This is a genomic window from Parabacteroides massiliensis, assembly GCF_900155425.1.
GTDB lineage: Bacteria > Bacteroidota > Bacteroidia > Bacteroidales > Tannerellaceae > Parabacteroides > Parabacteroides massiliensis.
Genome location: NZ_LT700191.1, coordinates 794,962 through 809,352, shown reverse-complemented (window position 1 = coordinate 809,352; position 14,391 = coordinate 794,962). Strand labels below are relative to the sequence as shown.

Here is a 14,391-nt window from a genome sequence, read left to right as displayed (position 1 = left end):
ATTCATCATCAATCGTCATCAGGATCATAATCGAAAGGATGCAGTTCCCAGATGTCGTCGAACCGGTAGGTACCGCTTTTGCCCGTTGCTATGTAGCCTCTTGTCCCGTTGGAGAAAGAGACCGCTACTGTACGCGCCGCCCCTTTGAAGTTGTGTACCTGTTCCCACAAGTCGGTGGAAGGATAGTATTTCCAAGTGTCGCTGCGGACACCCCCGCTTTCTCCGCAGGTCAGGTATGCCGCACCGTCAATAACGAAGGTTGTGGCATTCATGCGTACAATGCTGTAATCGTCGTCATAGTCTTCGTCCGAGGTGTTGGCTATGTCACGCAGTTGCGTCCACTGGCCTGCCGTCGGATCGAATTTCCAGAAGTCGTCGACATATTCGCCGTTGTTGACACCTCCGCAGACGTAGGCAATATTGTCGATCACGAAGCTGGAAGCTCCCTGGCGTTTGCTTCCTCCGATGCTGACGATTTGCGTCCATGTGTTGGCTGCGGGGTCGAACGAGTAGAAATCTTTCAGGTAGTTCCCGTCATATCCGGCTCCTATATATCCTTTGCCGGATACGCCGAAAGAAACGGCGTCGTAGCGTCCCGAACCTGGAAAATCGGTTCTCTGTGTCCAGTTGTTGGTTGCCGGATCATACTCCCAGAAGTCGTTCAGTTTGTTTACGCCGTCATAACCGGTCCCGAAATATCCTTTGCCGTCGATGGCAAAAGCCGTTCCGTTACTGCGGGCTGTTCCTGGAAAGCCTGCCTTTTGTGTCCAGGCATCCGTTGTCATATCGTATTCCCATAAATCGCTCAGGCGAGCATTGCTTTTGCTGCCGTCATATCCGCAGACCAAATATCCTTTGTCGCCGATGGAAAAACTGGAGGCTTCTCCACGGGCAAGCCCGTCGAAATCGGAGGTGCGGACCCAGTGACCGATCAAGTCATCATCGTCATCGTCGCTGCAGGAAGTCACGAAGACGGGAAACAATGCTATCAAAAGAGCAAATAAACTTTTGTGTGTCATTCTTAAACGTGTTCTTTATTGTTTTCGGATACAAAAAAACGGGACTTCCTCTTTTCCTGCAAATTAAATCGGTAAACGGGCTTTCTTATCCGGTGAACGGATGGTTCAGGATGGTAAAAGCTGTTTTTGCCTTTGAAAAGGCGTTGACAGGGCAACATTTGTCTTTGATAGAGAGAAATGGAGCGTTGGCAGGTTATTCTTGCAAGACAAGTCGGGATTGGAGTTCTTTGCAAACTTGAAATATAATATATATGTATGAATAAAATTCTGATTCCTTTTTGGTTGCTCTTGCTGTGCGGTTCTCTCTTTTCTTGTTACGATGAGGGAAACAGCTACGGAGATAATCTGGTCGACAGTGCTTTTCGCAATATCTGTGTCGATAGTTGTACCGTGACGGTCACTTCCACCATAATCGACTCGTTGGAGACGAACGGGCTGGGACTTGCCCTTGTCGGCAAATACACCCATTCGCTTTGGGGGACCGTTTCTGCCTGCGCCTACCTTCCTTATTCGGTTCCGACCTATAGCACGGAGGCCGACGAAGCGGTCCGGCTGGATTCTCTTGTATTGGCCTTGTCTTACGGGGGCTATTCGATTGGTGACACGATGCAGCCGATGCGTCTCACCATACACCGCCTGTTGGAGAAGGTGATCCTGAATGACAATGACTATCTGTACAATAATTCCTCTTTTGCCTTCGATCCGGAACCGATCGCGACCTGCACGTTCAATCCGAAACCGGGCGATAGCGAACGGTTGGAGATCCGTCTGCCGGATGAGTTGGGAGAGGATATGCTCACTCGTTTGCACGGTCGTGACGATGTACTGTCGGGTGATCGTTTTGAAGATTATTTCAAAGGCTTGGTCGTTGTTCCCGATCCTGACGTATGCCGGAACATCGTATCGTTCGGAGTGGGCGATACGGCTTCCGCCTTGATTCTGCGTTATAGCATAGAAGATGCGGTAGCCCGGGAAGCCGAGTGTGTGATCAATCCTAAAACCGAGACACAGTTCTATCACGTCGACCACGACCGCATGGGGACAGCCATGGAAGGTCTTCCGGCGAAGAATGTCGAAGTCGCATCCTCCGAGTTGGAGAATCGGGGTATTCTGTTTGCAGGGATCGGTTGGTACAGCCGTCTTGGTTTTCCGCACCTGAACGAGATCTTGCAGCAGGGGAAACGCATTTCGATCGAATCCGCCTATCTGAAGATTTATCCGGAACCGAACACTTGGTCTGAGTTCAACCCTCTTCCCGACAGCCTTTATCTTTATATCATAGATGAGAACAATGTCGTGACAGATGCCGTTACCGATTACCTGGGCACAGAAGTGCAGAGCGGAACGCTGGTCAAGGACGACAGCTTTGTCGAGAATACTTATTACTATTTTGATATCAGCACCTTCCTGCAGGAAGAGTTAGGAGCTTTTGGGAAGTATAAGCATAATCTGCAACTTGTCTTCAATGAAGACACCTACACGCGGACGTTCCGTAATCTTACTTTCAGCGACCAGGAAGGGAAGTCTCCCATTGTCTTACAACTAACCTATAAAGTTTATGAGAGCTATTAACTACGGATGGATATTTAGCCTGTTCCTGCTCCCTTTTTCGGGTGTGGCACAGAATGTGATGACTTCTTCTCCTTATTCCATGTTTGGCGTGGGAGAGATCATGACCGGTTTGCACGGGGCCAATGCAGGTATGGGAGGCGTTGCGATCGGCATGCGCGGAAAAATGCTTATCAATACGGATAACCCTGCCGGGCTGACCGGGCTCGATACGTGCCGCTTGTTTGCAGAAGCGTCCGCTTTTGCAAAATGGGAATCTTATCGATCGAAAGGAGGCGAAAACCAGGCTTTTACCGGTAACTTTTCGCGTTTTGCACTGGCAGGACGTGTCATGCCTTGCTGGTATATGGCGGCAGGATTGGCTCCTTATAGCTCGGTCGGTTATTATTTCCAGAGTACGCAGGAGCTGGAAGGGGCTCCCGGTTCCTACTATACGAGTACCTTTTCCGGCGACGGAGGTCTGTCGAAGGCCTATCTTTCGAATGCCTTTCAACTCTTGCCTTCTTTGTCGGTCGGGGTTAATTTAGGGTATATTTTCGGGAATATGACACAAACGGAGGCTCAGAGCACAATGTCTGTTTCCCAGAAACTCTCCGGACAATCTTTCTCTGCTGATTTCGGCATGCAGTATTCCCGTCGTCTAAGACGTGAACTGAATCTGACGTTAGGGGTGGTTTACGGTTTACCTCAGACGATACGGATGGAAAAGACGAAAACGATAACGGAAAGTTCTTCCGAATACAGTTATAATATGAAAAGAGTCAGCCAGACCTTGCCGCAATATGTCGGGGGTGGTGTTTCCGTGGAATATAAAAAAATGACGTATGCGCTTGACTACCTGTTTCGCCAATACGGTTCGTTGACTTCGGCAGACAGTCGCGTCACATTCCATGACTCGCATGAATTGCGTGCCGGTATCTGCTATTTCCCGGATGGCTACAGCTCTTCGGGTATCTGGAAACGGATGGACTATAAAGTCGGTGTCGGGTTGTCGTCCCCTTTTTACATGCAGATCCGAGGACAATCAGGTCTCTCTTGGCGCGTCAGTGCCGGGTTGGGCTTCCCTTTGATGAACGGCCGGCTCCACACGTCTTTCTTTTACGATCGTGTCGATCTGGACGGCCGGATGCTGAAGCGCGGGATAACGGGCTTTAGCGTCACTTATACGTTGAGCGAACTGTTCTATAAGGTCAAATTATGAAATTTGTCTTGATCCATTCATGGATAGATAGTAAACAAAAAAGCCGCCCGAAATAAATTCGGACGGCTTTTTTGTATGGCAATAGAACCGCAGAGATTACACTCTTCTTTCTTTGATTCTTGCTTTCTTACCGGTAAGAGCACGCAGGTAGTACAATTTAGCGCGACGCACTTTACCGAACTTGTTAACTGTGATGCTTTCGATAAACGGAGATTCGATCGGGAAAATACGTTCTACACCTACGTTTTCAGACATCTTACGCACTGTGAAGCGTTTTTTGTCACCATGGCCAGAGATACGGATTACAACACCTCTGTACTGCTGGATACGTTCTTTGTTACCTTCTTTGATACGGTAAGCTACTGTAATAGTGTCACCACTCTTGAATGCAGGAAATTCCTTCTTTGTAGCAAACGCTTCGTTTACAACTTTAATTAAATCCATTGTTTTATAGCTTTTTAATTGTAATATTTAATGAAACGCAATGTAACGGGCTACTTGTCCCGACAGAGATTACGTAAAGCGGATGCAAAGTAACGAAATAATTATTTGATACGCAAGTGGCGAATTAATAAATTTTACTTCAACCACTTATCAGCGAACGTGATGTAGTTCTCCCAGTCGAAATCCGTAACGTCATGTCCGCCTGTACGGTTGTGGTAGGCGACACGGTTCATGACTGGTGTGTTGACCCTTGGCATCGTGGTCGTTTCCAGTCCTTTCATTCCATAGAGCTTGTAGACCTCTCCGGCGTATGCGGTTGAGAGAAATTCACCTTTCGGATCGGACCAACGGTCTTCTTCGGCGCTTGCCACATAAAGGGGGCGGGGAGCGATAAGAGCCAAGAGTTCATGCTGGTCGACCGGCAATTCGTCCTCTTTCTTGTTATACCGGTGGAAGTTCTTGCAGAACCAGTGAGGGAAAGCGTGGTTGATCCGGTTGACCGTTTCGCCCACCTGTCGTCTGGACAGGGCTGCTCCGCCACATCCGGATTCGTTGGAGACGACGATTGCAAAACGCGGATCGGTTGCGCCTGCCCATAGAGCGGCTTTACCCAGGCGGGAGTGGCCCATCAGGATGATTTTGGAGGCATCGACCTGCCAGTCCGTTTCGAGGTAATCCATCACCCGGCTGTAACCCCATGCCCAGGCGGCGATCGCCTGTCCGCCGTCCTCCGGAATGTCTTCTTCCGATTGATAGCCGAAGAGAGCGAGAATACTTTCCGCATACTTGTCCTTGCTATCGGGGAAGAAGTCGAAGTAATGGACGGTGGCAAGTCCGTATCCGGCGTCGATGATCTTTTCCACCGGCCAACGCGATGACTGGTTTCCGCGTGGGCGATCGGAGTGTTGCGACGGGATGATGTCCGGGTCCGAAGAAATAGTCTGGTTTCCCTGGAAGTTGAAATGCAGGAATACTGGCACTTTTGTTTTGACATGGTTCGGCAGATACATCAGCAACAAGGCTTTCCGTTCTACACCGTTATGGTTGAATGTGATTTCTATCTGTTTACGAGTGGCACTGCCGTTGACGGCACTGTGGTTGTCGTCCCGTTTTTTGTAGGACACAGCCACTTTGTCCGCCGGTATTTTCCCATATACCTGCTCGATAAAGAGGGACAGCAGTTCCGGACGTCTGGCCTGTTCCCATTGCTGCACGGTTGCCACTTCCCTGCCGTTTGCTGTTTTTAACAGGGCGGGAAGAGTGTAAGGCGGTATTTTGTTTTCGTCGTAGTTTGCTTCATCAGCTTCCTGGGCATGTCCTGCCAACAGGCTGCAAGCCCAAAGGCACAAAAAATATATGGTTTGTCTCATAACTTTGATTTTTTGATTTTCAATTTTTTCATATCTGCGAATAAGGCAATGGTGAGAGGAACAGGCTGGTATTCCGGGTAGCCGTATTGGCATATTCCGGCAGATTCTTGATCCGCTGCCAGTCTGGATGTGCCCGGAATTTGTCCCAGGCGGCGTTGCGTGTCGGTTCGTCCTTGTACCAGGTGAGGTACATCACCGCTGGCATGATCGGACCGGCCAACACTTCCCCGTAGCAAACAGAGTTGATGCCGACCTTGTCGAAAACATCTATTTCGTCTTTATTGAACATCGCGACTTTCCGCTGGTTGGCCTCTTCGTTGGGACTGTGGTATGTCCTGAGTTCGAACATTGTCCGGCTCTTGTCCGGCATCAGAAGGGAAGGTACTTTGTCGAAAGCTTCACACAGGAAACTTTCGAAATTGAAGTAAGCCGGGTCGGGAGCCGTCCTGTCGAAATAAGGCTGTGCCGCTTTCCTGAATACCGCATCGTCCCAGATCGTCCGTTTTACCTGATGAAAAGTCGTGATATCGGGATAGATGAACAACAGCAAACGCCGTTCTTTTTCCTCTTTCTTATAGGGAGTGAAAGCTCCGACTTTGATGTTCTTCCGGTTATAGGCCGGGATCAGTGTATCGTGGAAAAAGTCGTCCAGACCGTTACCACCCCCTTCCAGTGTGTAGATGCGCCATTCGTATATCTGTTTTTGTGACGAAGTTGTTCTTTCGGAGGTCGCGGCTATTCCTCTGATAGCCGGGAGTGTAGCCAACAGACCTGTTAGCTTCATGAAGTGCCTTCTCTGCATGGTTCTATAGATTTTAAATAAAAATAAGTTAGTAAGCACCCAAAAGGTAGAAAATATCAGGGTAATTTCCGTACATTTGTTTTGATTTATGATTTATGAATTATGATTTATTAGAGAGATATTGTGATCATTATTTATGAATCATAAATCATAAATCATAAATTTCAACTTTTTCGATGAAGAAAATATATATATTTTTAATTAGTTGTGTTACCGTCCTTTCCGCTGTCGCCCAGACGACACCGAACCTTTACCGGGCAGTGGACAAAGCGAAAATGAACCATTGGGTGGACTCCGTTTTCGATGCGATAAGCGATGACGAACGTGTCGGACAACTCTTTATGGTCATTGCCAACCCGAAATCCGACACACGTAATATGCAACGTCTGATGCGTTATGTCAATGAAATGAAGATCGGTGGTATCCTTTTCCATAAGGGCGATCCGGTCATGCAGGCGGAGGTGACGAACCGCCTGCAAAAAGCATCCCGCGTACCGATGCTCGTGTCGCTTGACGGAGAATGGGGACTTTCCATGCGTCTATCCGGTACGACCCGTTTCCCGAAGAATATGATGTTGGGGGCGATCGAAGATAACGATTTGATAACCGAATACGGCAAGGAAGTTGCCCGTCAGTGCAAGGAGATGGGAATCCATATCAATTTCGCACCCGATATGGACGTGAACAGCAATACAGACAATCCGGTGATCGGACTCCGTTCCTTCGGCGAGAATCCGCAGGCGGTAGCCGACAAAGGTCTGGCGTATGCCCGCGGGCTGGAAGGGCAGGGTATCTTGTCCGTTGCCAAGCATTTCCCCGGGCATGGCGATACCGCTGAAGACTCCCATTATACGCTGCCTGCCGTTCATCATGACCGGGCACGCTTGGACAGTGTGGAACTGTTGCCTTTCAGACGTTACATCTATGACGGTTATGCCGGTGTGATGACCGGGCATCTGTATGTCCCGGCGTTGGACAAGGCACGCAATAGGCCGGTCTCCATGTCCCGTGCTGTCGTCACCGGCCTGTTGCAAAAAGAACTCGGATTCCGAGGATTGTGCTTTACCGATGCTTTGGCGATGAAAGGGGCTACTACTCGTAAATCCGATAATCCATCCGTGAAGGCACTGTTGGCCGGCAATGACATTCTTTTGGCACCGGCAGCACCGCTCAATGACTTCGCAGCCGTGAAGGAAGCATTGGAAGATGGAATTTTGGATAGAGAAGAGATAGAAGCGAAGATCATCAAGATTCTGCAATATAAATACATTGCCGGGTTGAACGATTATCACCCGGTCGATACGAAAGGTTTGTCCGAACGGCTGAACTCTCCCCATGCTGCATGGCTCGCTGCCAAGTTGAATGAAGAAGCGATCACCCTCTTGAAGAATGAAGACAGCATCATCCCGTTGAAGCAACTCGATAAGAAAAAGATAGCAGCCCTGTCTATCGGTGACGGGGTGGATAACGAGTTTCAGAAGATGTTGGGACGTTATGATTCGATCGCCAGTTTCAGTATCAGCCGGAATGCAACGGCCGCCCAAGTGCAGAACGTGTATAAGAAACTGGAGAAATATGATGTGGTTATCTGCGGCGTACATACGGTCCGTATTCCGGAAAGTTTGGCATTGCGTGAGTTGGCAGCCAAGAAAGAATTAATCTATGCCTTTTTTACCTTGCCCTATTTTTGTAAAGAATATAAATCATCCATATTGAAAGCCAAAGCGGTCGTAATGGCCTACGAGGGCACGCCGCTTGCTCAGAAATATGCCGCGCAAGCCATTTTTGGCGGTATTGCAGCCAAAGGAAAGCTACCGGTTTCCATCCCTACTTTGTATACGGCGGGGACGGGCGTATTTACAGGAAAGACACGTCTCGGCTATCATGAGCCGGAAGAAGTAGGGGCAAACCTTGAACGCTTGAACGTGATCGCTTCTATCGTAGAAGACGGCCTGGAACAGAAGGCTTTTCCCGGTTGCCAGGTGCTTGTAGCCAAAGATGGGATGATTATCTATGAAAAATCATTCGGCTATTTCGATTATGACAAGAAACAGGCTGTTGACGAAAACTCCGTCTATGACCTGGCTTCTTCTTCCAAAGCGGCGGGGACCTTGTTGGCCGTAATGAAAGCCTATGATGACAAGAAGTTCACGCTGAACAATAAGATATCCGATTTTATTCCCGAACTGAAGGATTCGGATAAGAAGAATCTGCTCATCAGAGATCTCCTCTACCATCAGTCAGGGCTGACGCCGACGATCAATTTCTATCTGAACGCGATCGATAAGGACAGTTACAAAGGCAGCCTGTACAGCAATGCAAAGAGCCAGACGCATCCGATCCGTTTCGATGCCCGGACGTATGTGCGCAACGACTTCTCTTTTCTGCCCGGTTTGGTTTCCTTTGACAGGAAACCGGGCTTTACGACCGAAGTGGCTCGTAACATGTATTTGCACGACTCTTTTAAAGACACCATTATCCAGGAGATCAAAGACTCGCGCCTCGGTATGCGCGGCAAGTACAAATATAGTTGCATCAATTTTATCCTTTTGAAAATGATGGTGGAAAAGCAGATGCAGCAACCTATGGACCGTCTGCTGTATGACACGTTCTTCAACCGGCTTGGTGCCAGGCATACGACCTACAATCCATTGCACATCCTCGATACTATGCAGATTGTCCCGACCGAGTACGATGGTTTTATCCGTCGCCAGCTGCTGCGCGGCTATGTGCACGATGAGGCTGCCGCTTTCCAGGGAGGTGTTTCGGGTAATGCCGGACTTTTCTCCAACGCGGGCGACTTGGCGAAAGTGTTGCAGCTCTATCTGAACCAGGGAAGTTACGGAGGTGAAGAATATTTATCCAAAGAGACCAGTCGCCTCTTTACTCAAAGCAAAAGCCCGACTTGTCGTCGCGGTCTGGGGTTCGACAAGCCGGTAGCCGGTGGAGGTAAAACTTCTCCTTGCGGCAATTTGGCTCCTGTCTCAGTCTATGGACATACCGGTTTTACCGGTACTTGTTTCTGGGTAGATCCGGACAACAACCTGCTGTATATCTTCCTGTCCAACCGTGTGAACCCGACGCGGGCCAACAATAAGTTGAGTTCGCTGGAGATTCGTACACGCATCCAAGACGCAATATATAAAGCGATCAAATAAATCATAATTCATAAATCATAATTTCCCCAAGATGTTATTCGGACACGGTGACGATCACTATAATTCGCAGAAAGAGGTAAAGATAAATTTCAGTTCAAATGTATGGCATGGAGCTGATCTCCGCACACTCAGGGAACACTTGAACAAGCGATTTTATGAACTGACGCGTTATCCGGAACCGGATGCTTCTTCTCTGAAACGATTGCTTGCTCACTGCCATGAGGTGGAGGAGGATAATATCGTAGTTACGAACGGCTCAATCACGGCATTCTATCTGCTGGCACAAACCTGGAAAGGAGCGAAATCTGCTATTGCCGTTCCTTCTTTTGCTGAGTATGAAGATGCCTGCCGCTTGCATGGACATGAGATATGTTTCTTCCCGACTTCGTGCGACCTGTCCGGCCTTTCGCTGGAAGGGCAGGACTTCTGCTGGATTTGTAACCCGAATAATCCGGACGGCAAACTGATCCGCCGGATGGACCTGCTGGCATTGATCGAGGCAAACAGGCAAACGGTCTTTGTTATTGACCAGGCATACGTCGCCTTCACAACGGAAAAGTTGCTGAAACCCTCGGATGTCCGCGATCATCCGAACCTGATCCTGATTCAATCGATCTCGAAAGCGCATAATATACCGGGACTCCGCATAGGTTACCTGATCGCTTCTCCTGAAAAGGTCGAGCAGATAAACCGGTACATCATTCCCTGGTCTGTCAATGCAATTGCAGTGGAAGCCGGTAAATATATCTTGACACATCCGGAGCAATATGTCTTGCCTCTTCGTGAATGGCAACATGAGACTGCCTGCCTGATCGACCAGTTGAATGAGTTGGGCGACCTGGAAGCGTTGCCGACATCCGTTACTTTCTTTTTGGTCCGTTTGAAAAAAGGAACGGCCGCTGCGTTGAAGCAGTATTTGTGGGATCATCACGGCCTGTTGATCCGTGATGCCTCCAATTTCCGCAGTCTGGATGAAACCTATCTCCGTATTTCGGCACAGACAGCAGCTGAGAACCGGATACTTGTCAATGCGGTACGGGAATGGCTCTCAGACCAGAAAAAAAGATATATCAGAAGATAAATTGCGTACGGATGTTTGCATGGTCATGCCTGAACCTGTTCTGCCGAAAGGCGAAGTTGGATCCAAGCAGATCCCGACCGGTTGCTATGCATCCTTTATTTATAAGGGATCATATGAATATCTGCAAGCCGTTTACGATACGATCTATGCAAAGAAATTGCCAGAGATGGGTTGTACACTCCGTGACGAGCCGAGTTATGAACGCTATCTGAACGATCCACGCAATACGAAGCCTGAAAACCTGCTGACTGTGAGGATGTTTGAAGAGTGGAGTGATCCTTCCAAGAAGGTAGGATTACTTTTCTTTTGAGAGCGAAGAAATAGTAAAAGATTATTCTTACTTTTGTCAAGAAATCCCGGTAGCAATTATGGACGAAAAAGTGCTTGAAAAACTGAAAGTACTGGCTGAATCGGCCAAGTACGATGTCTCTTGCGCTTCCAGCGGAACGTCGCGAAAGAACAAGAGCGGCGGGATCGGAAGTGCGGCAGGGTGGGGCATTTGTCATAGCTTTGCCGAAGATGGGCGTTGCATTTCTTTGCTGAAAATCATGCTGACAAATTACTGCATGTTCGATTGTGCCTACTGCATCAATCGCCGCAGCAACGATATTCCCCGTGCTACATTGACGGTGACGGAACTGGTGAACCTCACGATCGAGTTTTACCGCCGTAACTATATTGAAGGGCTTTTCCTAAGTTCCGGCGTCGTGCGCAATGCCGATTACACCATGGAGCGCCTCGTCAAAGTAGTAAAAGACCTCCGGACAGTGTACCGGTTTAACGGCTATATCCACTTGAAAAGTATTCCTGGTGCCAGCCAGGAACTGGTGAACGAAGCCGGGCTTTATGCTGACCGTATGAGTGTGAACATCGAGATTCCAAACGAGAAAAGTCTTCAGTTATTGGCTCCCGAAAAAGATTTCCAGAGCGTCTTTCAGCCGATGCGTTATATCCAGCAAGGGGTTTTGCAAAGTGCCGAAGAACGGAAACGTTTCCGCCATGCTCCGCGTTTTGTGCCTGCCGGGCAGAGCACGCAGATGATTGTCGGGGCGACGTCCGATTCGGATAAAGATATCCTTCGTCTCTCGTCCGCCCTTTACCAGCGTCCGACAATGAAACGTGTCTATTATTCCGGTTTTATCCCCGTCAATGCATACGATAATCGGTTGCCGGCTCTGAAGCAGCCGCCTTTGGTACGGGAGAACCGCCTGTATCAGGCGGACTGGCTCCTGCGTTTCTATCAGTTCAAAGTGGATGAGATTGTGAACGATGCCTGTCCGGATCTGGATTTGGAAGTCGATCCGAAACTTGGCTGGGCGTTGCGTCATCCGGAACAGTTCCCGGTAGATATCAATAAGGCGGATTACGAGATGCTTCTTCGCGTACCCGGTATCGGGGTGAAGTCGGCGAAATTGATCGTTGTCTCCCGCCGCTATTCCCGCCTGGGAACGGAGCAATTGAAGAAGATCGGTGTTGTGATGAAGAAAGCCCAGTATTTCATTACCTGCCACGAACTACCTGTCCGCACGATCAACGAAGTCTCACCTGAAGCTGTTCGTCAAATCCTTACCCGGAAAGCGGGAGGGAAGAAAAACGACGACCGCCAGCTTGTCCTTCAATTCAGGGAAGAATCATGACGATATTTGTGTACGATAAGACTTTTGAAGGGCTGCTGACTGCTGTCTTTGACGCTTATTCGCGTCGTAGCTTTCCCGATCTGCTGTTAGCGGAAGGAGAACCTTTTCCTTTGTTTTATGATGAGGCGGTGACGATCTGCACGGACGATGCCAAGGTGGACCGTGTCTGGAAAGGTTTGCAGAAGAGACTTTCCGATATGGCTTTGTCTGTGATTACCGTTACCTGGCTGTCCGAATTGCCTGAAGTGGACATGTTGCTTTTCCACTATATCCGCAAGGCGATCGATGCCCCCCGTACGATCGAACTGAACTTCGGCGATCCAGATGTTCTCGAAGTATCCAAGATATGGAAGAAGGTGACGAACGAACGCCTGCGTGTCATCCAGTTCCTCCGTTTTCAGAAAGCTGCGGACGGGACTTTCTTTGCAGCCGTCAAACCTGTATATAACGTACTTCCTCTTACCTTGCCACACCTGAAAGACCGTTTTGCCGATCAGTGTTGGCTGCTCTATGACTTGAAACGCGAGTACGGTTACTATTACGACCTGAAAGAAACAGTCGAAGTCCGTTTTGAAGAGAAGGAGGCCCATCTCCTTTCCGGTTTGCTCAGCGAAGAACTGATGGATGCCGACGAGAAACTTTTCCAGCAGATGTGGAAAACCTACTTCAAATCTATCGCCATTAAAGAACGTCTCAACCCCAAACTGCACCGCCAACACATGCCTGCCCGATTTTGGAAGTATATGCCGGAAAAGCTATAGGCCAGCTTGCATATCCTTGCTTTAAAAAGATACGGCGACAGAGCTTCCTAACGTCATAAGTTGCATGCATTTTTTCTCTGACTGTATGGCTGGATGAATCAGGTTATAATCAAAAAAAAGTTTGGCTGCCATATTTTGTTTGGCCTGAAAAGAAAAAGAAAGTCCGGTCCCCATGCCGATTCCCCCTTTATTACCGATCGTCATAGTAGGTAATTTGCAAGAGGTGAAATAATTGTACCCGACCAAAAGCTTGCTTCCAATCTGTAATCGCGAGCTAAGCGGATAGGAAAAGTAAGTACCGGCATAGCCCGATATAAGGTCTAATGCATTGTTTTGGCCTTCATTATTTAAGGTGACGGCCATATTGCCCGCAGAAAAACGTCCGCCAATACCGATGTAGGGACTGAAAAACCAGGCTCCTTCTATTCCGGCGTTGCTTCCTGTCGAAAATTTTAACCGGTAATGATCCGGGAGAAGGTAAGTGCCGGGAGCCAGATTGAAGCCCATATAGATACCGATAAAAGAAGGGAACCTCAGCCGGTCGAAAGATTCCTGTGAATGAAAAGAATGGAAGCCTTTATCTTTAAATATAAGATCTGCCAAATAATAACCTAATTCTGTGGATAAAATTCCAAATCCAGCTCCGGCCAGCACGTCACTCAGCCAGTGCTTATTATTGGCCATTCGCATGAGTCCCGTTACTGTTGCAACGGAATAGGCTCCCACGCTATACTAGGGACTGCGTCCACCATATTCTTTGCTCATCATTGTTGCTGTCATGAAAGCGGTGGCGGTATGTCCCGAAGGAAAAGAATGGTTGTTGGAACCATCGGGACGTGTGACTTGGGTACTGACCTTTAGTTGCCAAACTACAGTAGACATGATTATAGCAGAGAATGCATCGGAAACCAACATTCGTCCCCACGAACTGCGCCCTTCCACTCCACCGACTTTCATTCCGAGCATCACCGCTGCCGGAAGATATTGCAGATAATCGTCGAAGTGGCGGTTGAACGAAGGCAGATAGTCATTTCTTAACTGCTGAAAATGGTCATCTTCCCCTTTTACAATCGCTCCGCCTATGATAAGAGGTACGCCGATACAGGTCATTTGGTAAGCTTGGGAAGAGGTTATTTTATCTAATGTTTGTTCAAATCGGCTCATGGAGCGAATCGTTAATGTGTCATGCACATCCTCGTCAATGTAGCCGACAGTTGCCCGGGCAGTAAAGGTCGAGCAAAATAAAGCGATTGCAATAATTGTTTTTACCATCTTCTATCCTTAAAGAAAACTGCAACAAAGGTAGAAGGCAAATTTGTGGAAAATTTGAAGTCTTTTGTTTAGACCGG

13 protein-coding genes and 1 pseudogene are annotated in these 14,391 nt (G+C 48.5%); 8 read left to right on the top strand and 6 right to left on the bottom strand.

What is annotated here, in order from left to right:
• Positions 1-8 precede the first annotated feature (8 nt).
• Entirely contained in the window at positions 9-1,019 is a 1,011-nt protein-coding gene (locus BQ9893_RS14335; protein ID WP_075966648.1) for a Kelch repeat-containing protein, read from the bottom strand.
• Between BQ9893_RS14335 and BQ9893_RS14330 the strand changes: the two genes are divergently transcribed.
• From BQ9893_RS14330 to BQ9893_RS14320, 3 genes are read left to right on the top strand one after another with little or no spacing between them, the layout of a single operon-like run.
• Complete coding sequence (locus BQ9893_RS14330) at positions 1,013-1,258, top strand: hypothetical protein (RefSeq protein ID WP_139322612.1); 246 nt, start codon at positions 1,013-1,015, stop codon at positions 1,256-1,258. The two genes, BQ9893_RS14335 and BQ9893_RS14330, sit on opposite strands and share 7 nt — an antisense overlap.
• A 16-nt stretch (positions 1,259-1,274) precedes the next feature.
• Entirely contained in the window at positions 1,275-2,591 is a 1,317-nt protein-coding gene (locus BQ9893_RS14325; RefSeq protein WP_075966646.1) for a DUF4270 family protein, read from the top strand.
• Positions 2,578-3,789, top strand: coding sequence for a BamG family beta-barrel-assembly machinery protein (locus tag BQ9893_RS14320; RefSeq protein WP_075966645.1), 1,212 nt, complete (start codon positions 2,578-2,580; stop codon positions 3,787-3,789). Before BQ9893_RS14325 ends, BQ9893_RS14320 begins: the two co-directional genes overlap by 14 nt.
• 96 nt (positions 3,790-3,885) lie before the next feature.
• Here BQ9893_RS14320 and rplS read toward each other — a convergent pair whose 3' ends face one another.
• The 3 genes from rplS to BQ9893_RS14305 form a co-directional block, all read right to left on the bottom strand.
• Entirely contained in the window at positions 3,886-4,233 is a 348-nt protein-coding gene (gene rplS, locus BQ9893_RS14315; RefSeq protein WP_005645840.1) for a 50S ribosomal protein L19, read from the bottom strand.
• Positions 4,234-4,367: 134 nt separating this feature from the next.
• Complete coding sequence (locus BQ9893_RS14310; protein ID WP_075966644.1) at positions 4,368-5,603, bottom strand: glucuronyl esterase domain-containing protein; 1,236 nt, start codon at positions 5,601-5,603, stop codon at positions 4,368-4,370.
• 28 nt (positions 5,604-5,631) lie between these two features.
• Positions 5,632-6,405 (bottom strand): NIPSNAP family protein, encoded by a 774-nt coding sequence (locus BQ9893_RS14305; protein ID WP_075966643.1) that lies wholly within the window; start codon positions 6,403-6,405, stop codon positions 5,632-5,634.
• Positions 6,406-6,581: 176 nt separating this feature from the next.
• On the opposite strand from BQ9893_RS14305, the gene BQ9893_RS14300 reads away from it, so the two are divergent.
• The 5 genes and pseudogenes from BQ9893_RS14300 (at position 6,582) to BQ9893_RS14280 (ending at position 13,042) form a co-directional block, all read left to right on the top strand.
• Positions 6,582-9,563 (top strand): serine hydrolase domain-containing protein, encoded by a 2,982-nt coding sequence (locus BQ9893_RS14300; RefSeq protein WP_075966642.1) that lies wholly within the window; start codon positions 6,582-6,584, stop codon positions 9,561-9,563.
• Between the two features lie 31 nt (positions 9,564-9,594).
• Positions 9,595-10,644 carry an aminotransferase class I/II-fold pyridoxal phosphate-dependent enzyme gene (locus BQ9893_RS14295; protein WP_075966641.1) on the top strand — a complete coding sequence of 350 codons (1,050 nt, stop codon included), beginning with the start codon at positions 9,595-9,597 and terminating at the stop codon, positions 10,642-10,644.
• A pseudogene (locus tag BQ9893_RS14290) lies at positions 10,640-10,954 on the top strand (AraC family transcriptional regulator); the annotation flags it as partial. The gene BQ9893_RS14295 and the pseudogene BQ9893_RS14290, both read left to right, overlap by 5 nt.
• 58 nt (positions 10,955-11,012) lie before the next feature.
• A complete protein-coding gene (locus BQ9893_RS14285; RefSeq protein ID WP_075966640.1) occupies positions 11,013-12,281 on the top strand; it encodes a putative DNA modification/repair radical SAM protein in 1,269 nt (422 codons plus the stop codon).
• Complete coding sequence (locus BQ9893_RS14280; protein ID WP_075966639.1) at positions 12,278-13,042, top strand: TIGR03915 family putative DNA repair protein; 765 nt, start codon at positions 12,278-12,280, stop codon at positions 13,040-13,042. Before BQ9893_RS14285 ends, BQ9893_RS14280 begins: the two co-directional genes overlap by 4 nt.
• Before the next feature lie 21 nt (positions 13,043-13,063).
• Here BQ9893_RS14280 and BQ9893_RS22190 read toward each other — a convergent pair whose 3' ends face one another.
• Together BQ9893_RS22190 and BQ9893_RS22185 are read right to left on the bottom strand one after the other, a co-directional pair.
• On the bottom strand, positions 13,064-13,726 hold the full coding sequence (locus BQ9893_RS22190; RefSeq protein WP_244155147.1) for a phosphatase PAP2 family protein: 663 nt from the start codon (positions 13,724-13,726) through the stop codon (positions 13,064-13,066).
• 48 nt (positions 13,727-13,774) lie between these two features.
• Positions 13,775-14,314: a phosphatase PAP2 family protein gene (locus tag BQ9893_RS22185; RefSeq protein ID WP_244155146.1), complete on the bottom strand. Its 540-nt coding sequence runs from the start codon at positions 14,312-14,314 to the stop codon at positions 13,775-13,777.
• Positions 14,315-14,391 lie beyond the last annotated feature (77 nt).

Bases quoted from the DNA above. Each gene is read 5' to 3' on its own strand.
- BQ9893_RS14335 (WP_075966648.1), bottom strand. From the start codon at position 1,019: ATGACACACAAAAGTTTATTTGCTCTTTTGATAGCATTGTTTCCCGTC.
- BQ9893_RS14325 (WP_075966646.1), top strand. From the start codon at position 1,275: ATGAATAAAATTCTGATTCCTTTTTGGTTGCTCTTGCTGTGCGGTTCT.
- BQ9893_RS14320 (WP_075966645.1), top strand. From the start codon at position 2,578: ATGAGAGCTATTAACTACGGATGGATATTTAGCCTGTTCCTGCTCCCT.
- rplS (WP_005645840.1), bottom strand. From the start codon at position 4,233: ATGGATTTAATTAAAGTTGTAAACGAAGCGTTTGCTACAAAGAAGGAA.
- BQ9893_RS14310 (WP_075966644.1), bottom strand. From the start codon at position 5,603: ATGAGACAAACCATATATTTTTTGTGCCTTTGGGCTTGCAGCCTGTTG.
- BQ9893_RS14305 (WP_075966643.1), bottom strand. From the start codon at position 6,405: ATGCAGAGAAGGCACTTCATGAAGCTAACAGGTCTGTTGGCTACACTC.
- BQ9893_RS14300 (WP_075966642.1), top strand. From the start codon at position 6,582: ATGAAGAAAATATATATATTTTTAATTAGTTGTGTTACCGTCCTTTCC.
- BQ9893_RS14295 (WP_075966641.1), top strand. From the start codon at position 9,595: ATGTTATTCGGACACGGTGACGATCACTATAATTCGCAGAAAGAGGTA.
- BQ9893_RS14285 (WP_075966640.1), top strand. From the start codon at position 11,013: ATGGACGAAAAAGTGCTTGAAAAACTGAAAGTACTGGCTGAATCGGCC.
- BQ9893_RS14280 (WP_075966639.1), top strand. From the start codon at position 12,278: ATGACGATATTTGTGTACGATAAGACTTTTGAAGGGCTGCTGACTGCT.
- BQ9893_RS22190 (WP_244155147.1), bottom strand. From the start codon at position 13,726: ATGGCCAATAATAAGCACTGGCTGAGTGACGTGCTGGCCGGAGCTGGA.
- BQ9893_RS22185 (WP_244155146.1), bottom strand. From the start codon at position 14,314: ATGGTAAAAACAATTATTGCAATCGCTTTATTTTGCTCGACCTTTACT.